This is a genomic window from Cytobacillus sp. (genome assembly GCF_032154635.1).
Classification (GTDB): domain Bacteria; phylum Bacillota; class Bacilli; order Bacillales; family Cytobacillaceae; genus Cytobacillus.
Genome location: NZ_JALDXW010000017.1, coordinates 43148 through 62822, shown reverse-complemented (window position 1 = coordinate 62822; position 19675 = coordinate 43148). Strand labels below are relative to the sequence as shown.

General features: G+C 33.6%; 27 protein-coding genes and 1 other annotated feature. Of the genes, 24 read left to right on the top strand and 3 right to left on the bottom strand.

The window, feature by feature from the left end; translation table 11 throughout:
* The first annotated feature begins 130 nt into the window (after positions 1 to 130).
* The 3 genes from RUH74_RS13520 (at position 131) to RUH74_RS13510 (ending at position 1837) form a co-directional block, all read left to right on the top strand.
* Entirely contained in the window at positions 131 to 664 is a 534-nt protein-coding gene (locus RUH74_RS13520; protein ID WP_313800833.1) for a GNAT family N-acetyltransferase, read from the top strand.
* A 43-nt stretch (positions 665 to 707) separates the two neighbouring features.
* Positions 708 to 1415 (top strand): DinB family protein, encoded by a 708-nt coding sequence (locus RUH74_RS13515; protein ID WP_313800832.1) that lies wholly within the window; start codon positions 708 to 710, stop codon positions 1413 to 1415.
* Positions 1416 to 1573: 158 nt separating this feature from the next.
* Complete coding sequence (locus tag RUH74_RS13510) at positions 1574 to 1837, top strand: hypothetical protein (RefSeq protein WP_313800831.1); 264 nt, start codon at positions 1574 to 1576, stop codon at positions 1835 to 1837.
* A 57-nt stretch (positions 1838 to 1894) separates the two neighbouring features.
* Here the strand turns inward: RUH74_RS13510 and RUH74_RS13505 are convergent, their stop codons facing one another.
* Together RUH74_RS13505 and RUH74_RS13500 are read right to left on the bottom strand one after the other, a co-directional pair.
* Positions 1895 to 2116 carry a hypothetical protein gene (locus RUH74_RS13505; protein WP_313800830.1) on the bottom strand — a complete coding sequence of 74 codons (222 nt, stop codon included), beginning with the start codon at positions 2114 to 2116 and terminating at the stop codon, positions 1895 to 1897.
* Positions 2117 to 2242: 126 nt separating this feature from the next.
* Positions 2243 to 2767: a hypothetical protein gene (locus tag RUH74_RS13500; RefSeq protein WP_313800829.1), complete on the bottom strand. Its 525-nt coding sequence runs from the start codon at positions 2765 to 2767 to the stop codon at positions 2243 to 2245.
* Between the two features lie 229 nt (positions 2768 to 2996).
* Between RUH74_RS13500 and RUH74_RS13495 the strand changes: the two genes are divergently transcribed.
* The 11 genes from RUH74_RS13495 to RUH74_RS13445 all read left to right on the top strand — a co-directional run bounded on the left by RUH74_RS13495 (position 2997) and on the right by RUH74_RS13445 (position 12494).
* Positions 2997 to 3491 (top strand): hypothetical protein, encoded by a 495-nt coding sequence (locus RUH74_RS13495; protein WP_313800828.1) that lies wholly within the window; start codon positions 2997 to 2999, stop codon positions 3489 to 3491.
* 855 nt (positions 3492 to 4346) lie between these two features.
* On the top strand, positions 4347 to 4868 hold the full coding sequence (locus RUH74_RS13490) for a hypothetical protein (RefSeq protein WP_313800827.1): 522 nt from the start codon (positions 4347 to 4349) through the stop codon (positions 4866 to 4868).
* Positions 4869 to 5372: 504 nt separating this feature from the next.
* Positions 5373 to 5699, top strand: a complete 327-nt coding sequence (locus tag RUH74_RS13485) for a YnfA family protein (protein WP_313800826.1) — start codon at positions 5373 to 5375, stop codon at positions 5697 to 5699.
* Positions 5700 to 5837: 138 nt separating this feature from the next.
* Entirely contained in the window at positions 5838 to 6395 is a 558-nt protein-coding gene (locus tag RUH74_RS13480; protein ID WP_313800825.1) for a sigma-70 family RNA polymerase sigma factor, read from the top strand.
* Positions 6379 to 7398 carry a hypothetical protein gene (locus RUH74_RS13475; protein WP_313800824.1) on the top strand — a complete coding sequence of 340 codons (1020 nt, stop codon included), beginning with the start codon at positions 6379 to 6381 and terminating at the stop codon, positions 7396 to 7398. Before RUH74_RS13480 ends, RUH74_RS13475 begins: the two co-directional genes overlap by 17 nt.
* A gap of 279 nt (positions 7399 to 7677) precedes the next feature.
* On the top strand, positions 7678 to 8868 hold the full coding sequence (locus tag RUH74_RS13470; protein WP_313800879.1) for a translocation protein TolB: 1191 nt from the start codon (positions 7678 to 7680) through the stop codon (positions 8866 to 8868).
* 186 nt (positions 8869 to 9054) lie between these two features.
* Positions 9055 to 9277: a binding site (T-box leader), on the top strand.
* A gap of 120 nt (positions 9278 to 9397) precedes the next feature.
* Positions 9398 to 9961, top strand: a complete 564-nt coding sequence (locus RUH74_RS13465; protein WP_313800823.1) for a GNAT family N-acetyltransferase — start codon at positions 9398 to 9400, stop codon at positions 9959 to 9961.
* 180 nt (positions 9962 to 10141) lie between these two features.
* Positions 10142 to 10714 (top strand): histidine phosphatase family protein, encoded by a 573-nt coding sequence (locus tag RUH74_RS13460; protein WP_313800822.1) that lies wholly within the window; start codon positions 10142 to 10144, stop codon positions 10712 to 10714.
* A gap of 224 nt (positions 10715 to 10938) precedes the next feature.
* Positions 10939 to 11295 carry a metalloregulator ArsR/SmtB family transcription factor gene (locus tag RUH74_RS13455; protein ID WP_313800821.1) on the top strand — a complete coding sequence of 119 codons (357 nt, stop codon included), beginning with the start codon at positions 10939 to 10941 and terminating at the stop codon, positions 11293 to 11295.
* Positions 11252 to 11950 carry an SRPBCC domain-containing protein gene (locus tag RUH74_RS13450; RefSeq protein ID WP_313800820.1) on the top strand — a complete coding sequence of 233 codons (699 nt, stop codon included), beginning with the start codon at positions 11252 to 11254 and terminating at the stop codon, positions 11948 to 11950. The genes RUH74_RS13455 and RUH74_RS13450 overlap by 44 nt, the downstream gene beginning before the upstream one ends.
* 145 nt (positions 11951 to 12095) lie before the next feature.
* The gene (locus RUH74_RS13445; protein ID WP_313800819.1) at positions 12096 to 12494 is read left to right on the top strand and encodes a cytidine deaminase; all 399 of its coding nucleotides are present in this window, start codon (positions 12096 to 12098) and stop codon (positions 12492 to 12494) included.
* Between the two features lie 113 nt (positions 12495 to 12607).
* Here RUH74_RS13445 and RUH74_RS13440 read toward each other — a convergent pair whose 3' ends face one another.
* On the bottom strand, positions 12608 to 13075 hold the full coding sequence (locus RUH74_RS13440) for a DUF3291 domain-containing protein (RefSeq protein WP_313800818.1): 468 nt from the start codon (positions 13073 to 13075) through the stop codon (positions 12608 to 12610).
* Between the two features lie 124 nt (positions 13076 to 13199).
* On the opposite strand from RUH74_RS13440, the gene RUH74_RS13435 reads away from it, so the two are divergent.
* The 10 genes from RUH74_RS13435 to RUH74_RS13390 all read left to right on the top strand — a co-directional run bounded on the left by RUH74_RS13435 (position 13200) and on the right by RUH74_RS13390 (position 19529).
* Positions 13200 to 13571, top strand: a complete 372-nt coding sequence (locus RUH74_RS13435) for a hypothetical protein (protein ID WP_313800817.1) — start codon at positions 13200 to 13202, stop codon at positions 13569 to 13571.
* Positions 13572 to 13721: 150 nt separating this feature from the next.
* Positions 13722 to 14126 carry a VOC family protein gene (locus tag RUH74_RS13430; protein WP_313800816.1) on the top strand — a complete coding sequence of 135 codons (405 nt, stop codon included), beginning with the start codon at positions 13722 to 13724 and terminating at the stop codon, positions 14124 to 14126.
* A gap of 212 nt (positions 14127 to 14338) precedes the next feature.
* Positions 14339 to 14821 (top strand): DUF2975 domain-containing protein, encoded by a 483-nt coding sequence (locus RUH74_RS13425; RefSeq protein WP_313800815.1) that lies wholly within the window; start codon positions 14339 to 14341, stop codon positions 14819 to 14821.
* 10 nt (positions 14822 to 14831) lie between these two features.
* Complete coding sequence (locus RUH74_RS13420) at positions 14832 to 15053, top strand: helix-turn-helix domain-containing protein (protein WP_313800814.1); 222 nt, start codon at positions 14832 to 14834, stop codon at positions 15051 to 15053.
* A gap of 44 nt (positions 15054 to 15097) precedes the next feature.
* A complete protein-coding gene (locus RUH74_RS13415) occupies positions 15098 to 15889 on the top strand; it encodes a DUF817 domain-containing protein (protein WP_313800813.1) in 792 nt (263 codons plus the stop codon).
* A 247-nt stretch (positions 15890 to 16136) separates the two neighbouring features.
* Positions 16137 to 16688 carry a DUF402 domain-containing protein gene (locus RUH74_RS13410; RefSeq protein WP_313800878.1) on the top strand — a complete coding sequence of 184 codons (552 nt, stop codon included), beginning with the start codon at positions 16137 to 16139 and terminating at the stop codon, positions 16686 to 16688.
* Positions 16689 to 16836: 148 nt separating this feature from the next.
* Positions 16837 to 17154, top strand: a complete 318-nt coding sequence (locus RUH74_RS13405) for a hypothetical protein (RefSeq protein WP_313800812.1) — start codon at positions 16837 to 16839, stop codon at positions 17152 to 17154.
* Positions 17155 to 17239: 85 nt separating this feature from the next.
* The gene (locus RUH74_RS13400; RefSeq protein ID WP_313800811.1) at positions 17240 to 17587 is read left to right on the top strand and encodes a short-chain dehydrogenase; all 348 of its coding nucleotides are present in this window, start codon (positions 17240 to 17242) and stop codon (positions 17585 to 17587) included.
* Between the two features lie 200 nt (positions 17588 to 17787).
* Positions 17788 to 18606, top strand: coding sequence for an alpha/beta fold hydrolase (locus RUH74_RS13395; protein WP_313800810.1), 819 nt, complete (start codon positions 17788 to 17790; stop codon positions 18604 to 18606).
* A 614-nt stretch (positions 18607 to 19220) separates the two neighbouring features.
* On the top strand, positions 19221 to 19529 hold the full coding sequence (locus RUH74_RS13390; protein WP_313800809.1) for a hypothetical protein: 309 nt from the start codon (positions 19221 to 19223) through the stop codon (positions 19527 to 19529).
* The last annotated feature ends 146 nt before the right edge of the window (positions 19530 to 19675 follow it).

Below are 19675 nucleotides of genomic sequence, written 5' to 3'. Positions count from 1 at the left end.
AAAGGATTACTCAACAAGAAAAAGTGCAAAAGAGAAAGCGTCCTCTTATTTAGCTGGAAGACTATAAATTATAACTAAAAAATAATTTTAAGGAATGAATAAAAAAGATAATTTTCTACGGAGGTCTAAAATGATATATATTGAAACATCAAGATTGCATTTGCGCGACTGGGGAGAAACAGACATAGAGCCATTTAGGCGATTAAATAAGGATGAAAAAGTTATGCAATATTTTCCTAAGACTTTATCAGCCGAAGAAACATATGAATTTCATCAGTCCATTTTATCTGAATTTAATGAATGTGGATATGGACTATATGCTGTAGAGGTAAAGGAAAACAAAGAGTTTATAGGATTTATAGGATTCCATCGAGCAACATTCGAGGCTGATTTTACACCTTGTATAGAAATAGGCTGGCGTCTAAAAAAAGAGGCATGGGGAAAAGGGTATGCAACAGAGGGTGCTGCTGCATGTTTGCACTTTGGATTTAATGAATTGGGTTTGCGTGATGTTTATAGTTTTACAGCCGATATGAATAAACCTTCAATAAACGTAATGGAAAAGATAGGCATGCGTTTTATAAAAAATTTCGATCATCCTAATGTTGAAAAGAATAGCCCATTAAATAAGCATGTTCTTTATCATATAAATAGATGTAGCTAACTTGAGTGAATACCTAATACTTTATTTAAGCGAGTTGATACTAATGGACTTAAAGGAACGAAAAAGATGGAATGAGAACCATAAGCTATTGACAAAAATGCTAGTAAAACCTGAACAGCATTTTGAAGCAATACAATTGTTCCTAACACAACATGCTTTGCTGCATTCTTCAGCCATTGAAAATTCTATTCAAGAGACATTGGTAGATGCAATGGTAAAAAATTTAGATGAAGAAACTTATAGGACATATCCAGTATCTCACCCAGATACAGAAAACTCAATCGTTTGGCATACATGGCATATTGCCCGAATCGAAGATATGACTATGAATATATTGGTTGCAAATGATCAGCAAATTCTTTTCACTGAAAGCTGGCTTGAAAAAATGAATATTGAATACCTTCACTCAGGTAATGATATGATCATTGAGGACATTGCTACGTTAAGTTCAACAATCGATTTTGATTCATTGCTAGCATATAGAGAAGCGGTAGGAAGGCAAACACGTAAGATCATTTCTACCATGGAAGTTGGTCAGTTTAAAAAGAAGGTTGATCATAGCAGAATTAGACGATTATTCGAAGAAAATGCAATTTTACTAGAATCACAATGGTTAGCTGATTACTGGAGTAAAAAAACGATAGCGGGATTACTACTAATGCCTGCCACAAGACACAACTTTTTACACTTGAATAAATGCATTCGAATAAAGGAAAAGCTACAAAAGCTGAATCTGAAAATGAAAAAGTAACGATCACTTGCCGTTAAAAACAGCTTAAGAAGCTGTTACTTATTAAGAAGCATAGCGTTGAATAAAGAAAGGTGACACAGCCTGACTTAAACAATCTGCAAAAATTGCTCATATGTTGGGCATTTTAATTGATGAACTAGCAAAGTGGGAGGAAGAGTATGGAGGAAGCTATTACTTATATTTATAGCAGCTGCCTTTTTAACAGGGTGCATCCGCTACTCGGAGGAGAAACAGTAAACAAAGATAGGGAAGAAACAGAGGAAGTCACTTTATATTGGCAATATTCTATAGTTGATATAGTTGATGCCTTTGGGAAAACTTTTGATGAAAACGAAATTAAGATTTCATTAACAAAAGGTACATTTAATAAAATTGAATGGAAAAGCTCCGACTATAATAATTTCAAAATCGTTGCTGATTAATACTGGATGCATAATGCTTTAAAAGAAGAAAAATAACCGTCTCATTGCGAGTCGGTTTTATTGAGCATCATTTATTTTTCTGCGCTGTTTGCCAGCTGATAATATGTTTATTTGCTTAAACGATCTCAGTTGTTGTTTATTAAGGTCAAATGCCAGGATGCCTTCCACGGATATTCGACGGACAATTATACTCCTATACGATATTTCCTCTGCCTTATTTATATAGATTAAATCAATCGGTAATTTCTTTTCCATTGAGTATTTAAATAAGCAATTCATAATATCAGCTCCTTTGTCATTATTCTATACGAACAATTGTTCGATTTCAAGGTGATTCAAGAACGAATGTTTGTATGGTAAATGCGAAAGAACTTATGATAGTGATCACGGATTCTCAAAAAGAATTTACTTACCTAAAACGGTAACAACAGTAGTACCTAATAACTTTTCATGTAAATAAGGTTTCAGTTTCCATTTGCCTTCTCTCAATGGTTTCATATTCGCTACAAGTTTTACAACTTTATCCGAATCTGGAACTTGTAATTCTCCCTGAGAAACCGCTTGAATTTCCCCTTCCGCTAAAAAGATTTCGTTTCCTTTTTCTTTTTCACTAATCCCATTAATCTGTACTTTTCCCCCTATCATTTTATTTCGATTTTCTTTGTCATTAACCCATATTAACCACGTATATGTATTTTCTATTTCTACTCTGAAGACTTCTGATATAAGCAAAAAACTATCATCTTCTCCTATAAACTGCATTACCCCATCTTCAGTTTGGATAGAAAAACTTTTATTTGTAACCCAACTTTTATAATCTTCATGTGTTGAAAAATTTTCATTTTCTTTCACAACTTTTGTTTCTTGATTGGAACAACCTGCTATTGTAGCGAATGCAATAACAACTCCGATTATTATTTTCTTTTTCACATAACCCACCCCTACAAAAATGTGAATTTATGTAATATTATACCATTTAGATATATAAAAGAACACGCTGCTCTGTTTTGCACGGCATATATTCAAGTTACTTCAAATTCTCATGTGCATGCGAAGAAATGGTATGATTGAACTGTTACAAATGTGGCAATTTTTACTACTAACCGCAGTTTATGAAAGATAACTAATATAGTACTTGAGCTATGGAAGGGTGGAGTTAGTGAAGCGTACAAAGATTATGTTAATCCTTGTTTATATTGTGGCATTAGTAGTCTTTCTAGTCATTAACCAAATGACGCCAAGACCAGGTACTTCGTCTGGAAACGGGAATCCAGCCCTGTTATTAGCGTGGCTTTTACTGCCATTATTCTATTTTATAGTCATTTTATGGATCAGAATCTTTCGTGAGCATTCGATAAACATCTATGTTTTTGTTGGTTGTATATTTGGAATTATTGGCCATCAGATTATTGCCTTTTTTTATCAAAAAAGTGAATGGAATGAGTATCGTCAAGTTATAAAAAATGCGATATTCAAAAGATACGGCACAGTAGATGAGGAATACTTACATACAATCACTAATGGATTGTCCATTCATGTTAACAATCAGTATTTTAATTACAATACCTATTTTATGTTTGTAACTTTTTCGCTTTTTGTTTCTATTGTTTGTATTCTTCTGGAAAAACAAAAAGAGAAATATATAAATAGATAATAGTCAAATATTTTGATATGCAGTCAGCTATCGAAAAGAGGATTATTTTTTGGCAATATTATAATTGGCTATAAAAAATACTTTTTTTCATTTGCAAGCCTTGGTGAAGGAATTTATTTGAAGGGAACAGTTAATTCGCCCACTGGAAAATTTACTGCTGATTCTTATTTTGAAAATTGGGGCGGTGCAACTGGTGGGGCTTTAGTGTGATTAATATTACTGATAATGAGAATAGCCAAGTTAGAACGATCTATTTTAGCGAAGGGAAAGTAATTTTTCTATGAAGTGGAAAAATGACAATACTATCTATATAAGAAATAATCAAGGCCCATGATGAAAGTGGAAGAGCTTGTAATAGTTGGATCATGAAAGATAAGTATGAAACCTGCATCAGTCATAATAGTAAAAAATGCTGAAAATGCTATTCTAATGATCGGTTACAAATTTTTCCTTTTTTTAAAAAAGACGTTGATAACACTGCATGTACCCGATTGTTCCGTTTTTTGTAAAAAACGAGTACATAAATCAAAATACGTTCCCGATTATTCCACCTACTGTAAAAAACAAGCTTTAAAATCGCGCTCAGTTATTTCAATTAAAAATCAGGATATGTTCCACACAGGTAATTATTGGTATAATTATAAGATAAATAAGTATTTGTGTAACAAACTTTAATTAGGATTGGGAAGACGTCTGTTTTATGGTATGGAGAATCAAAGTGAATATTCGTTAACAACAATCATATAAATTTATGTGTTCTTCGTTTCCTATAATGCTTCATGGTGCTCATTTAAGAAGTACCTATCTTTATGCTGGATAATTTTCAAAAATTTAAATAAAGAAGGTCGGAGGAAAATGAAAAAAAGAATTGGATACATTGCGGGTGGATTCCTTGTAATTTTGGCTATATTCATTAGCTTTCAACTAAATAAGGATTCATCAAAATTAAGCTTAGAAGCAGTGTTGGGTAATTCGGTTTATAATGCCTGGGAAGGTCTAAATGAAATAATTGAGGATTCTACAGAAGAAATAACAATGGAGTCTGTAAATGAAATGAATGAAAATTTAATTTCAGTTCAGGCTTATGCAAATGTTATTGATAGAATAGAAGAAGAAGATTTACTACTCCCGATTGCGAGTAATTTATTGAATATTGGCAGAGATATCGAGGAAAATCATAAAAAAAACGGAAAGTTCACTGATATTGATAAGAAAAAATACAAAGTAATAGTAGAAGAAACAAAAAAAGTTATTACGCAAATCTATAAAGTATACTATGTCCCTGATTCTGAAGGTAAAGTCAAATTAGAAATTCAGAACTTTAAAGAATTGGAAAATATAAATGATCGGTTGAATAATTATAAATTCGAAAAATAGCTGCTGTTGTACAGACGAATAATATTCTTATTTGTAACAAACTTGAAAGGAGGGGGGATTTTTGAACAGAAATAAATTTTTTATAGGATACCTGATAGGATTTATTTTCTGTATGGGAATGATCTATTTTATATTTGACTATTTTTCTTGGTCATTCCTTATTGGTTCATTAATTGGAATAGCCATTTTTGGACTTATAATACATGTACTAGGTAGGAAACGTAAATAGAAAATCCACTGCCAGCGAGGTGATTCTTGTAGCTTTATTTATACAAAAGTAAGAATGAAGAGAGGGATTAAAAGGGTATGATTCTGGTTTTATCTGAAATCATATGTCCGTATTCTTCAACAAAAAATGCGTTGGTCCTACAAGGATGAACGCTTATTTCCGTTATGGTATACGTTATAGATTTAAGAAGAGGAAATTGCTACTGAATCTAAGAACTTAATACTTTTAGTGTTTAAAAAGGTGTTGACTATTCCTTAGTCAAAGGAGTGAATATAATGCTTTATGCAATCATTTTATTTATAATTGCCGGAATAGCTGAAATTGGCGGGGGATACCTTATTTGGCAATGGCTACGGGAAGGGAAGCCTTTCTATTGGGGAGTGAGTGGAGGATTCGCATTAGCCATTTATGGAGTAGTTGCTACATTTCAAACCTTTCCTTCGTTTGGTAGAGTATATGCAGCATATGGTGGAGTATTTATCGTTCTATCCGTATTATGGGGATGGGGGATTGATAAGAAAACACCCGATTTATATGATTGGATTGGTGCTGGAATTTGCCTGATTGGTGTATTAGTCATGTTGTTTGCTCCTCGCCACTAGAATTTTTCAGCCGACTAGTTTGAAATACAGCTAGTCGGTATTTTAGTTACTTGGAGGTCAGCAGTTATTTTTGAAAAAAGGATGAAACCAAAACATCAATTAGTCGTCTTAGCAATAAAGAAATGAGGTGATAGTAGATTGAGCAGTGAAAGCGGGAAGGAAAATGTCAGTCTAGATAGGGAAGCATGGTTAGAAAAAATAATGGAGCAATATGGTGACAGGCTAACCAAGCTTTCCTATAACTACATCAAAGATTGGAATCTTGCAGAGGATATTGTTCAGGATGTATTCATCACTTGTTATAAAGAATTTGAAAAGATTGATAATATTATATCCTTTAAAACATGGATATATAGGATCACAATAAACAAGTGTAAAGATGTATTAAAAAGTTCAATCTTTAAAAGAGTAATGGTAAATTCAAATTTTTCACCATTGAAAAGGTCCCCAGAATTAACACCAGAAATGATGATATTGAAACGCAGTGAAGAGGAGTTTTTATCTACGAGTGTATTAGCGCTGCCATTAAAATTTCGCGAGGTCATTACGCTATATTATTATGAAGAATTATCAATTGAAGAAATGAGCGGGATATTGAAAATTAATCAAAATACGATAAAAACTAGACTAAATAGGGCAAGAAAAAAACTAAGAGCATTAATGGAAAGGTGGAGAGAAAATGGAGCGGGAACTTAATAACTTGCGGAAATCAATGAATGCTTCCACTCACAAAGGAATGCGCTTTACAGAACGACAGAAGGTGAAAATTAGAGCAGCCATTCAACTGGAACAAACGAATATTAAAAGAAAACATCCTCTTTTAATTTATTTTATTACCTCTTTGGCAGCATCCTTGTTCATCCTTCTCTTTTATACAGATATAATAGCCACTCTAACAAATAAAGATATCAAACAAGGATCCAAACAGAGCATAGAAAGTGAATGGGAGATTAGAAATCATTACGTAAGGAATGGAAAGGTAAAATTCAGTGTTTTTGAGGATCCTTATTTGTCTGCAGGAAAACCTTTTGGCTATATGATAAGTTTTAAGGAACCTTTTGAAAAATATGAGGGGAAGGAATTAGAAATTTACGCAGTCCATAAGGAAACGGGTAAGCGTTTAAGTGTATTACCTTCTACAAAAATTACAGAGCCTTCTTCTGGTTATTCCAGTTTAGAGAGGTTTACTACAAAGCTGCTGATTCCAGAAGCTGGACTATGGAAATATGAAGTATATTTTGATAATAAATTATATGGGGATGTAGTACTAGCAGTGCAGGAAGCAAAATTCTTTCCTTCGAATATTCCTCCATTTGTTCAAAAAACAGATTTTGAACACATTGACTGGAACCGAAAGGCAGTAAAAATAGATAACAATATAATAGGGAATACAAATAAATCTGGAGTTATTGGCGCTGACATGCCAAGCTTGAACATTAACCAAAAATGGATGTGGCATCTTTGGGGCATTGAAAATCCAAAGGAAACGAAGTTAACGGTGATTGGTTATCATAGAGAAACGGAAACGATCCATCAAATCCTGACAACAGGGTGGTCAATAGGTCTTGGAGGTAAGAATAATGGGGCAGATGCACATACACCCTCAAGTGTGAACATACCATTGCCAGGGGAATGGGCGGTAATGCTTTATGTTGATGGAAACGTATTTGATGTATTGGTCTATGAAATAAATAATTAACTATATGGTTCCAGAATTAGCTGGATCAAAAATGGTTGAAGAAACTACCTTTTTGAATCAGTCTGTTCCACAGAAGTCTGGGATTGTGCTCCATAGACTTTAGCTTCGGAAATTTACTATCTTATGCAGTATTCAACACCGAATAGATTGCTGTAAATTAATAACAGTAGCTATAAAAGAATCCGCATGTAAAACCAGGATATCCTATTGATAGGAGGGATAATCTTGGGAATAAGAATCGCAGTACTATTATTTTTCTTATGTTTTCATTCATCAATAATGGCAAGTGCTGAAACAACACTCACTGCTGCATTTATTCGTGACCATCAGCTATGGATAAAAAAGGGAGAAGAAGAAATACAAATAACCAAGAATCGATATGTGTATTCCCCGAAATGGTCATATGATGGCCGATTTATTGCTTATATTGATGGAGACGAACAAGGAAAAAAGTCAGAACTATTTATTTATGATACAAAAAAAAAGGAAAGCTATCGGCCTTACATTAGGCTCGAAACATCTGACTTTAAATGGTCACCGATCAAAAATCAGTTAGCCTATACGGATCAAGGTTTATTAAACGTCACAAAAATGAAGAATGGCCGCCCACATGGTTTTAAGAATGTCTCATTAGGGGTTATGGGGTTTGAATGGTTTCCGAATGGGAGGGAATTTATTGTTTCCTCACAATCGAGTTTGCGCCCAATTGGATGGGGACCCATTCCACTTTATAAAATTCCGGTTCATGCGAATATGCAAAAAGATAAAATGCAGCCATTTTATACCATACAAACAAATGAAAAAGATTTATTTGCGATTTATGCTGACTATTTTAAGTGGAGTCATGATGGAAAATGGCTTAGTTTTCTTGCCATACCTACAGCTTCCTGGTCAATGGATAGTAATACATTATGTATAATATCCAATCAAGGAGAAAAATTTCAAGCAGTAGGAAAAATGCTAGGGTACGTAGATTGGATGAAGTGGGCACCATCAGTCAATCAGCTAGCGTATATTTCAGGGGAAGGAAGATTTTTTGTTGAAAATAAGAAAACCGCAATTGCTGATATGCCAACATCTTTTCAGCAAAAAAAATACACGCCAAAAGGTTTTGTAGATCTTGGGTTAGAATGGCTTTCACGTGATAAAGTTATAGTGGCTCGTGCAATAGAGAACAAAGAATGGGAGAAAGGACCTGTTCCAATAATGTTAACTGCTCTTTACTCTGTTAATATAAGAACAAATGACCAAAAACAAATCTCCTTTCCAAAGAATAATGAAATGGATAATGAACCTCAAGTTATTGGCTCTTTTCTTACTTGGTTTCGAAAAAACGAAAACAATTATCATGGTGACGTATGGGTAAAGAATGGCTTAAGTGGTCAAGAACATAAATGGCTTAAAAAAGTTGACTATGCTCCAATCTTTTTTAAGCCGAGCAGAAAACTGAGTGATTTCAGCCAACAGTGAATCCATATGCGTTTACTTGATAGCTCATAAACAGAAGGTTTACTTTAAAGGAGTAAATTGTTTAACAAATGTGTTTTAAAAATAGAGGATAATTTAGTGTAAATCCATTTAAAAATATAAAAATCAGTTACATAGAATCAATTGACGAAATATTTGGCTGATTGGTATAATGGTGGAAATTCCATGAATAACACGAGGAATAGGAATAGTAAGGAATGTTTATTGTTTAGAGAGCTATCGTTTGGTGAAAGATAGTCAATAAAGTTCCCCAAGTCGCCTATGAGTGGTTAGACTGATAGGTAGGTCTAGACGGGTAAAATCCGTTATTATATATAAGATGGTTTGACTATATATGTTTTGCAAACTAATTAGAGTGGTACCACGTTAGGCTTAGCCTATCGTCTCTACAGAGACGATAGGCTTTTTTTATTTAAACATCACGAAATGGAGGTGTTTACTATGTTGAAGTGAAACGCTAAAAACTTACAAGCGATTAACAGTAACTATTTAAAAATTTGGAGGGTGTTTTATGAAATACAGTAATCAATATAAAACTATTACGACTAATAGGCTACTATTAAGGCTGTTTCAAAAATCTGATGCAGAAGCGATTGCTTTACTATGTAATAATTATAATATTTATAAAAATACATTATACCTGCCATATCCATATACAATAGAGGATGCTTTAAAGTGGATTAAGCCTCATCTTGAAAACTATACTTCTAATAAATCATACGAATTTGCTATAACCGATAAGGATAGTGGAGGGTTGTATGGTGCAATAGCGTTAACAAACAACCAAAGGTTTAATAATGGGGAAATAGCCTATTGGATTGGCGAAGAATTTTGGGGAAATGGTTTTGCTACCGAAGCAGCGCAAGCTATATTACAATTTGCATTTAATGAAAAACAATACCATAAAGTTTTTGCACGATACTTTAAATCCAATCCAGCATCAGGAAGAGTTATGCAAAAATTAGGGATGAAGCAAGAGGGGATCCTAATCGAACATGTGATGAAAGAAAATCGATATGAAGATTTAATCTGGTATGGAAAGATTAACCCAGGGGAAAATGGATCTAGTATTTAAATTAGTGCCTGCTAATAATATCTAAGATGTTGCCCGGAAATGATGAAGTTCTAAGCTTTATCGAGAGACTTTTTGGAAAGAAGAAACCTTCAGAGTATTTACGAGTTGGAAAATAGAATATGCTAAGATTTGAAGAGAGGGTCATGTTAGAAATTATAGTAAGAATTTCGAGGAGATATTATGAAAACTTTCATATATATGGTGCGACACGGGGATTCACCAAAAGAAGGAAATGATAGAACGAGAGGCTTAACGGAAAGAGGAAAACTAGACGTTAGAAGAATAACTGATATATTAAAGGATGAAGGGATTGATACTATTATATCAAGTCCACACACTCGATCAATTTTAACTGTTGAGCCATTAGCTAAACAAATTGGGCAAGAGATTTTAGTATTTGATGAATTCAAAGAGAGAATTTTTTCTGCTGAAGACAAGCGAATCCCTGATAAGGAATTACTTCCTCTATTGGAAAAATCGTATGTAGACCCCAATTTTACTTTAGATGGAGGGGAATCGAATGCCATTTGTCAAAAAAGAGCTGTAAAAGTCTTAAAAGAGATCTTATATACATATAGAGGGCAAAAAGTGGTGATTGGCACCCACGGAGCAGTTATGACTTTGATGATGGGGTACTATGATTTAAAATATGATTTGGCTTTTTTGCATAGCACATCTAAGCCTGATATTTATAAAATGGAGTTTAATGAACAGGAATTAGTTGAGGTTAATAGACTATGGGAGAATTATTAATTGAATGGATTTCTTCTCATTCTATTATTCAAGAATAATCAATGCACAGGTAAGGAAGCAAAAGTTGAAGGTCTATTGAGGACCAGCAGGACTTTTTTTATGCGAACGGTTAAGGTTAGCTAGAAATTATGGTGTTTTTCAGAAAACTTTTGACAATCCTCTTTATGCCATCTGTATTACATATAACCAAATGGTGGTTATATGTGTGAAGTGAGGGAATAAGAATGCCAGATATTTATCGAGCATTAGGGGATCCGACGCGAAGGCGTATACTAAGTATGCTCAAACAAGGAAATCGAACCCAGAAGGAGATCGTCGAAGCATTTGATATCTCTCAACCAGCAATTAAGAAGCATTTAAGCATTCTATTGGAAGAAAAGATGATTTCAGAGAGCTTGAAAGGCAAGTATCGTATTTATTCATTAAATTTCAATTTTCTTCAAATTGCCATTCATGAAATGATTCAATACACCGGAGAACTACTTGATGGTCAGCTTGTCAATCTAAAAAATTATGTGGAAAAAGGAGAGTTTCAAGATGAACGGGATGAAAGATTCCATAAAGAGTGTCATCGTTATTAATGCGCCTTTAAAGAAAGTTTGGGATGCATTGACTAAGCCTGAGCATTTAAACCGCTGGTATTCCAAAAATGCTGAAATTGATTTTTGTATTGGCGGGAGAGGCTATATGAATCATGGGTGGGGAGCTACAACTGAGGGTGTATTTACAGAAATAGATGATATGAAACACTTTATACTTCAAAGCCTTGATGGGGATTTTACTACAATTACTTCTTTAGAAAAAGTCGAAAATGGTATACAGGTAAGTATTGAATATCAGGCCTCATTTATTAGTAAGATGAATCAAGAAGTAAAGGAAAATATGCTATTTGGCACAAAACAATTCTTAGAAAATTTAAAAAGTGTTTATGAAACGGGGATTGATATTCGTTCAAAATTTTGGAAAGCATGGATTGGAATTGTCCACACAACAAATGACAGAGGTAAAGGAACAAGAGTTTTACTGGTGAAGGAAGCTTCAGCATCTGCAGCTGCTGGAATTAGAACGGATGACATTATTATTGAAATTGATGGAGTAGAAATTTCAGGCTATGAATCATTTGAAAGAGCTTTGAATAATTCAGCTGTTAATAGCACGGTCCCCTTAACAATAAGAAGAAATGATGAAATTCTTCGGCTAAACTGTCTTGTAGATGCTTATCCTGAACCATATTAAGTTTCCAGGCAGAATATGACACGATACAATCGTACTATTGTTGACAAACATTTCGAAAAATTATATGATAAAAATCCTGCCAATTTTATAGTTGGTGTTAAGGGGACTGTGAAAAGTTCATTCTTCTTTGAAAGGGATGGATCGTATGAATAAAGAACAATTAGTTGAAAGCGCACGTCAGATGAAGGAAAGAGCCTATGTGCCTTATTCTAAATTTCCAGTTGGAGTCGCCTTATTACTCAAAGATGGAACTGTTATTAATGGAGTCAACGTAGAAAATGTTTCATTAGGTGCAACAAATTGTGCTGAGAGAACAGCTATTTTCACTGCAATAACAAATGGCTACAAAAAAGGTGATTTCCAGGCAATTGCTGTGTCAGGTGATACAGTGGATTTTCTTCCGCCTTGTAGTATTTGCAGACAAGTTTTAGCTGAATTCTGTTTACCAGAAATGCCAGTTTATTTGACAAACGAGAAGAAAGATATATTAGAATTAACTTTAGGGGAATTATTACCCTATGCTTTTACTGATTTAGAAATGTAAATAAAGTAACTTATTCAAATAAAAGAGAGAAAAGGAGGACACACTTTTTTCTCTTTTTTTAGTAATAGGACGGTTAGTTAATGCCCAAACTTCATCAAGAAACCTGCACCCAGCTATTTAAGCAACAACGTCTCCCCAAATTCATCAAATGAGTTTTTATAATCGAATGCATAAGGAGTTGGTCCATGCTGTAAATAATAGTTGTATCTATTGAATGCCTCCATCCAGGATACATCTTTCACCATCTCGGTCCACCACAGTACATAAGTAGGTTGTTTATCCAGACGCTGTTCTATCCATTTATGCCTGTCTAGTAAGGCTTTTTTATGATCACCTGAATAGGTAAAATGATATAAAGATTGAAGGCTTTTCCATACTGTTAAAGTAAGGATTGGCAACCCCTCTCCATTAACCATTTCTTCAGGAAAACGGACTCTATTAGGTGAAAATTCCTTTATAAGATGCCCTGATTTAGCAGCCTGTCGAGATACCTCCGATCCCACTTGAAAAAACTCGCGAGTGGCAGGATGGCCATGCGGATGCTTTAGTCTCCCAACAGTATAAATTGCAATAAATGCCATAAAGTACGCCTCATTTCCACTTTTTATTTACTTATATTCAAGATAAATGGATTAATTCCTTTATAATACAATAGTGAAGTGCGGTTAAGATTTACACTTTCCCTATAAAATTGGGGGGGATTGAATGAAGAAAGTAATCATAATTTTACTCTTGTTTTGCTTTCTGTTTGTAGGGGGATTGGTAATTAGCAGCAGTGGTTTGATGAAAAATGAAAAAGATATTATCAAATATGGAGGGCGTACTTATTCTAATATTTCAGATCTTGATTGGTTTGAAAGTGAAAAAAGCAGATATAAGAAGGGAGAAAAGATTGGAGAAATTAAAAATCATGCAAGATTTTCAATTCTATTTCGGGATTTCTCAGCAACCAAATTACCAGAAGGCACCCTTTTGTATAATACAGTCGGTACAAACCAAGGTATAAAACCACTCATTATTTTAGTTGAAACGGAAAACGCAGAAATTTTATACTATAGATGGCTGCCTAAAGAATAATAAATATTTACCTATTCTTAAATCGTATTAGAAAATCAGGGACGTTAATCTAAAATGGGATTAACTTACGGAACAGAATATTTTCAGAAGAAAAATTAGAAATAAAGTGTTATCCTTGATAGATAAAGAAGAAAACGACAGGAGAGAAAAATGTCTACAAAATTCGTTCACCATATTTGCATCCAAACAAATAATTATGAAGAATCCTTAAAATTTTATCGGGATATTCTAGGTTTTGAATTAATAAAAGAATTTCCTCATTTCCATAATCGTTCTTATAACTCCTGGTTAAAATTGGGCGCATTTTATATAGAACTACAAACTGGTAAAATAGATGAGAATCTTAATAGTGTAAACGCAAACACAAAAGGGATCGTTCATTTTTGTCTTTGGGTAGATGACTTAGTTAAAGAGGTCCAAACGATTAAACAGTTGGGTTGTGATTTTATACGAAAAAATGGAAAAGAAATTTACCAAGTGGAAAATGGAAGTTTGTGTAAATTAGTTGCGCCTGAAGGGACAATAGTTGAACTGAGGGATAACAGAGGAATATAAGCAATGAAATAGAAGTTTCTATTCGAAAAAGAGCAGATTATAGAATGATTATTTTATAGTAAAAGAGCATTTCTTTGTAATAAAGAATGCTTTTTTTGTCTGAAACAATATATATAACGATAAAGATATATTTAAAAATAATAATTATTTATTGTAAAACGATAAAAAATCTGATAAGATCAATTTGAAAATAAATCAGTGAGGTGCCTTTTATGAAACAAGTCTCAACACTCTTTTTAAAAATAGCTCTTATTTTGATTGGTATGCCGATTCTTGCTTTGTGCATCTTTTTGGTGCCAGAGCTAGGGAACATTGCAGAAAAATTGCTTCCAAATATGGCTTATATAAAATATCTCGTTTTCATCATTTTCTATGCATCTGCGATACCTTTTTACTTCGCTTTGTATCAGGCCTTCAAACTTTTGCGCTACATTGACAAAAATAAAGCTTTCTCGCAAATTTCTGTAAAAGCTTTAATGAATATCAAATACTGTGCAGTTACAATTAGTTGTTTGCATGTACTAGTCTTGCCTCTCTTCTATCTTTTTGCGGAGATAGATGACGCACCTGGTGTCATTTTTGTCGGATTGGTTGTTCCTTTTGCTTCGCTTGTTATTGCAGTTTTTGCAGCTGTTCTTCAAAAACTTTTACAAGAAGCAATTGATATAAAATCAGAAAATGACTTAACGGTCTGAGGTGAATAACATGGCAATAATAATTAATATTGATGTGATGCTGGCTAAGAGAAAAATGAGTGTAACTGAACTTTCGCAAGAGGTTGGAATCACAATGGCTAACCTTTCTATCTTGAAAAATGGAAAGGCAAAAGCGATCAGATTATCAACACTAGAGGCAATTTGTAAGGCTTTAGAGTGTCAGCCAGGGGATATTTTAGAATATCGAAAGGATAATGATGCACTTGATTAAGCAGGGATTAAATAGATCAAATAAATTTTTTGGAGGCAAAAATCATGAGAGCAGTTAAACAACTCATGCATTTTGGTTGGGAGCAAGCATTATCATGTTTATTTCCTGTTGTTATATTTGCCTCATTAGCATGTACAAAAATTGTGCCACTCCCCTTTTTGCCACGTTATGACTGGCTGCTTATTATTTGTCTTTTGATGCAGTGGTGGATGGTGCGATCCGGGCTTGAAACAAGGGATGAACTAAAGGTTATCACAATGTTTCATATTATTGGATTGACTCTTGAACTTTTCAAGGTGCATATGGGCTCTTGGTCTTATCCAGAGGAAGGATACTTCAAATTATTTGGAGTGCCATTATATAGCGGGTTTATGTATGCTAGTGTAGCAAGTTATCTTTGCCAAGCATGGAGAAGGTTGAAGGTGGAGCTGATTAAGTGGCCGCCATTTTTAATAGTTGTCCCACTTGCAGCTGCAATTTATTTGAATTTCTTCACTCACCATTACTGGATTGACGTACGTTGGTGGTTATCTGGACTTGTTATTATCGTTTTTTGGCAATCATGGGTTATTTACGAGGTTAATGGAACTCATTATCGTATGCCACTCGCCCTTTCTTTTGTGCTCATTGGATTTTTTATATGGATAGCCGAAAATATCGCAACGTACTTTGGAGCTTGGAAATATCCAAACCAAACCGAAGCTTGGAGTCTTGTCCATCTAGGAAAAGTGAGCTCATGGCTCTTATTAGTGATTGTTAGCTTTCTTATAGTTGCGACCCTAAAGCAGGTTAAGGGAAAAAACACCGCTAAGATAGATGCTAGCCAATTTTTATAAATGTATAAATCGTCGAATGCTTAAATTGTAAGGATTCGACTTTTTTGTGTATATGAGATTGTAACGTATAAATGGTAAAATCATCTATAAAATAAGGACCGTGAATGTGTAAATTCTATAAAAAATGATGGTTTGCATATCGGCTACCTTTAATTAGAAAAATAAATCTTAAAAAGGGGAGAAGGGAATATATGATAAGATTAATAGAGATATAAGGGAAGGAGAAACAAGAGCAGTGGTGAATGGAATGCCCTCATTTGATCAGTATGGTCATAATATAATTGAAAGAAAAATTCGTTACGACTCTAAAGTTGTTGAATATAAATGTATGTTGTTAGAAGCACATAACCAACATGTCGTGCTTTTTCATATCATACAAGATACTTTTACAATGACTGCTAACCAAGCAAAATTAACCATCCCTAAAGGTAGTTATACACTTGCCTATTACTGGGGAAATCGTCCATATAATTTATACATTTGGAGAGATACTAATGGGAGGTATATCGGAAGCTATTTTAATATTGTAAAAAATACATGGATTACTAATAAGATGGTGTCTTTTGAGGATTTAATTATTGATATTATGGTTCTTCCAAATGGGGATTACTTTATTTTAGACGAAGATGAGTTGCCGGAGCCATTGGAACAGTTTGAGGATGGCTTTGTCCTGCGAGTGCTAGATTCAATAATAGATGGTATAGATATTCATCTTCCTAAAATAATTTCAGATGCTGAAAATACATTTAGACACCAAGAATTACTTCGTTGGTTGAAAGCGGAGAATACAAAAAAGTAGAAAAGAAGAAGGCTATTTAAAACAACTATTTTTTTGATTTTAAATAATGCGGGAATGTTTTTTTGAAAAGTTAAATAACTGAATCCTTTTATGCGTGAAATCGTAATCAATAGGGAACGCCTTGGTTGATAGAAAGGGAGAGGGGTTTATGGAAGAAACCATTCTAGCAATTATTTTTATGATAATTTTTGCAATCCCTTTATACGGCCTATTTCTTTGGAGTTATTACTATCCTGAAGATAGTTTATTGGCTGGTAAGAGATGGATGTATACTGAAGAACCAGAAATTTCAAAGGCAGCAATCCGTTATACAAAATTCGCTTCAATGACTGCTATGGTTGGATTGCCGATTGTTATAATAAGTTTCATTTTAAAAATTTTTGTTCTTAGATTATCGATAGTCATTTTTTTCTTAATGTTTATACTTGGCGCACTTAAAATATTTACGGATGACAAAGGTGATTAAACTAGTACCATTTTATCTATACAAAAGTAGCGTAGGACTGTTCTTCATTGCAGTATAAAAAAAGGATAGTTGAAAGGGGTAGAACATGCCTTGTGTACATGAGTTTGGGATTATTGATAATTTCAACAAAAGGAAAGAATACAATGAATATACCCCTCAGAAATACAATTGCATTTCTGTTGACGATGAATTAATCGATAGTTTAGGTGAACAATTATCAATCATGAAAACCTACTTTCATTCATTTGATCGCCCCGAATATGGATTAGCTTATTGGGGGATAACAATTATTCCACCTGAGTCATTATCATTATTTTATGATGTAGTATCAACATCCCAGCATTTTCAAAAATCTGTTGAACTTAATGAATTGGCTGCAAAAATTATTGCAGCAGCAGAAGATAAAAAATACATGATACATTATGGTGTTTAAATGATCGTTGATGACCAAAATGAGTGCTCATAATAAAAAAGTTCACTGCCTTATGTAATGAACTTTTTAAACGTAGATATTAATCTAAGCTTTTTGTAGGTAAACCAGTGGAATATGTAAGTTCTACAAAAGGAAAGCTGGAGTAATTTTTCCCTAAACATGCTGCGATCCTATATATAATTAAGAGAGAAGGAAGAAAGATGGCATATTGTAAGGTTGAACAAGCGGAAATTTTCTATGAAGATATCGGGGAGGGGGTACCAATTATCATGATACATGGTTTTTCCCTCGACCATCGTTTAATGACTGGTTGTATGGAACCAGTATTTAGTAAGAGAGAGGGATGGCGAAGAATATATATTGACCTTCCAGGAATGGGATTAACTAAAAATTACAACGAAATTAGTAGTTCTGATGATATGTTAAATGCTGTTTTACAATTTATTGAGACGATTATTCCTGGCCAAGAATACTTAGTTGCTGGAGAATCTTATGGTGGTTATATAGCTAGGGGGCTTATTCGAAAACAGCAAGAACTAATACTGGGTGCTGCATTCATTTGCCCACTCATTATCCCTCTTGTAAAAGATAGAACAGTTGAGAAACATAGAATAATGAAAACAGATGAAAAATTCATAACACAATTATCAAAGGAAGAATTAGAAGACTTCAAAAGTAACAATGTTGTGCTTGACGAGTACACATGGTTAAGATACAACCAAGAAATTTTAAGTGGCGGCAAAATTGGAGATGAAAAGTTGCTAAAAGTAGTAAAAGATAATTATGGATTCTCTTTTGAAATTGACCAAGGCAATTTTGATAAACCAAGTGTATTTTTCCTAGGAAGACAAGACTCTTCTGTTGGGTATAAAGATGCACTAGATTTAATTAATAAATACCCAAGGGGAACATTTACCGTATTAGATAAAGCCGGTCATAATTTACAAATCGAACAACCCCAGGTATTTACCATTTTAGTAGAGGAATGGCTGGATAGAATTGAAGAGTTGATTGACTGATAAAGAATTTTGTCAGACATTTTGTAACAATATGCTTCCTCAACCGAGCTTGATTGAGGAAGCAAAAAGCAGTTTAATGGAATATAAAATATATTTTATACTAGATGCCCATTTCCTAGAAGAAATTGGGTAAAATTACCCAAAAACTCGTTATATATTCTTATTTGTTTTTCTTTACCTGCTTACTTCTCATATTTTTATTAAAAAGAAAGAACACTAGTTTTTTCCTCGTGTCTTACACCTCTTTTCAAGACTGCTATAAGCTTAATCATCCTCAATAAAATACCCACAATACTTCTGATTACTTTATGAGCTAGTTTTTCCCTATTAATGTAAATCTTGGGTTCTATGTATACACGCTCTTGCTAATCGTGATAAAGCGCTAGTATTTAATACATTCTTGCCAGCTATTTTAAAAAGGAGCATATTATGAAGGGATTTTGAATAAATACGCAAAACAAATTGATTTATACAAAGGACATACATATTAAATTAATAAATATGTATTAATATTTGAGGTTACGTCTGTATATATTTAGAGATAAATTAAAGAAATTCAGATTGGGTCATTTCGTATTCACAGGATGGAAAAGAGCAGCTAGAGGATGGGGTAAATGGCTAAAATGAATTTATTTTTAGGTTTAATGTTAGTGATAATGGTAGTTTATTTGTATTCTACAATGGTCATTGATTCAAATTTTAATAAAGAATCACCTGAAGACTATATAACACATGAATATGTGATAGTAGACAAGACTAGCGAGGGCTACATTGGAGAGTCAGTAGACAATCATAATGTAATATTCTTTACTCATGATAAATTGCAACCTGATCAGATTATCGAAGTAGGGGATATTGTCATTTGTTATTTTCAAAAATCGAGCAAGGTGGATGGAATAATTAAAATTGATAAGGTAAAGTAGATATACATAAGGGATAAATATCCAATATACGAAGCGTGACCGCGATAAAGATAAAGATAAACACAACGAGAGCCTATTTCAAACTGGAAAGAGGCTCTTTCATTATTAACCAAATGAATAATAGTTATATAACGGAACGTTATGAT

Coding starts and splice junctions, on each gene's coding strand:
- RUH74_RS13485 (WP_313800826.1), top strand. CDS start 5,373: ATGCTTTATGCAATCATTTTATTTATAATTGCCGGAATAGCTGAAATT.
- RUH74_RS13400 (WP_313800811.1), top strand. CDS start 17,240: ATGCCTTGTGTACATGAGTTTGGGATTATTGATAATTTCAACAAAAGG.
- RUH74_RS13515 (WP_313800832.1), top strand. CDS start 708: ATGGACTTAAAGGAACGAAAAAGATGGAATGAGAACCATAAGCTATTG.
- RUH74_RS13465 (WP_313800823.1), top strand. CDS start 9,398: ATGAAATACAGTAATCAATATAAAACTATTACGACTAATAGGCTACTA.
- RUH74_RS13440 (WP_313800818.1), bottom strand. CDS start 13,075: ATGGCATTTATTGCAATTTATACTGTTGGGAGACTAAAGCATCCGCAT.
- RUH74_RS13405 (WP_313800812.1), top strand. CDS start 16,837: ATGGAAGAAACCATTCTAGCAATTATTTTTATGATAATTTTTGCAATC.
- RUH74_RS13460 (WP_313800822.1), top strand. CDS start 10,142: ATGAAAACTTTCATATATATGGTGCGACACGGGGATTCACCAAAAGAA.
- RUH74_RS13425 (WP_313800815.1), top strand. CDS start 14,339: ATGAAACAAGTCTCAACACTCTTTTTAAAAATAGCTCTTATTTTGATT.
- RUH74_RS13410 (WP_313800878.1), top strand. CDS start 16,137: ATGCCCTCATTTGATCAGTATGGTCATAATATAATTGAAAGAAAAATT.
- RUH74_RS13445 (WP_313800819.1), top strand. CDS start 12,096: ATGAATAAAGAACAATTAGTTGAAAGCGCACGTCAGATGAAGGAAAGA.
- RUH74_RS13395 (WP_313800810.1), top strand. CDS start 17,788: ATGGCATATTGTAAGGTTGAACAAGCGGAAATTTTCTATGAAGATATC.
- RUH74_RS13390 (WP_313800809.1), top strand. CDS start 19,221: ATGGCTAAAATGAATTTATTTTTAGGTTTAATGTTAGTGATAATGGTA.
- RUH74_RS13505 (WP_313800830.1), bottom strand. CDS start 2,116: ATGAATTGCTTATTTAAATACTCAATGGAAAAGAAATTACCGATTGAT.
- RUH74_RS13415 (WP_313800813.1), top strand. CDS start 15,098: ATGAGAGCAGTTAAACAACTCATGCATTTTGGTTGGGAGCAAGCATTA.
- RUH74_RS13455 (WP_313800821.1), top strand. CDS start 10,939: ATGCCAGATATTTATCGAGCATTAGGGGATCCGACGCGAAGGCGTATA.
- RUH74_RS13475 (WP_313800824.1), top strand. CDS start 6,379: ATGGAGCGGGAACTTAATAACTTGCGGAAATCAATGAATGCTTCCACT.
- RUH74_RS13520 (WP_313800833.1), top strand. CDS start 131: ATGATATATATTGAAACATCAAGATTGCATTTGCGCGACTGGGGAGAA.
- RUH74_RS13490 (WP_313800827.1), top strand. CDS start 4,347: ATGAAAAAAAGAATTGGATACATTGCGGGTGGATTCCTTGTAATTTTG.
- RUH74_RS13510 (WP_313800831.1), top strand. CDS start 1,574: ATGGAGGAAGCTATTACTTATATTTATAGCAGCTGCCTTTTTAACAGG.
- RUH74_RS13470 (WP_313800879.1), top strand. CDS start 7,678: ATGGCAAGTGCTGAAACAACACTCACTGCTGCATTTATTCGTGACCAT.
- RUH74_RS13450 (WP_313800820.1), top strand. CDS start 11,252: ATGAACGGGATGAAAGATTCCATAAAGAGTGTCATCGTTATTAATGCG.
- RUH74_RS13420 (WP_313800814.1), top strand. CDS start 14,832: ATGGCAATAATAATTAATATTGATGTGATGCTGGCTAAGAGAAAAATG.
- RUH74_RS13430 (WP_313800816.1), top strand. CDS start 13,722: ATGTCTACAAAATTCGTTCACCATATTTGCATCCAAACAAATAATTAT.
- RUH74_RS13435 (WP_313800817.1), top strand. CDS start 13,200: ATGAAGAAAGTAATCATAATTTTACTCTTGTTTTGCTTTCTGTTTGTA.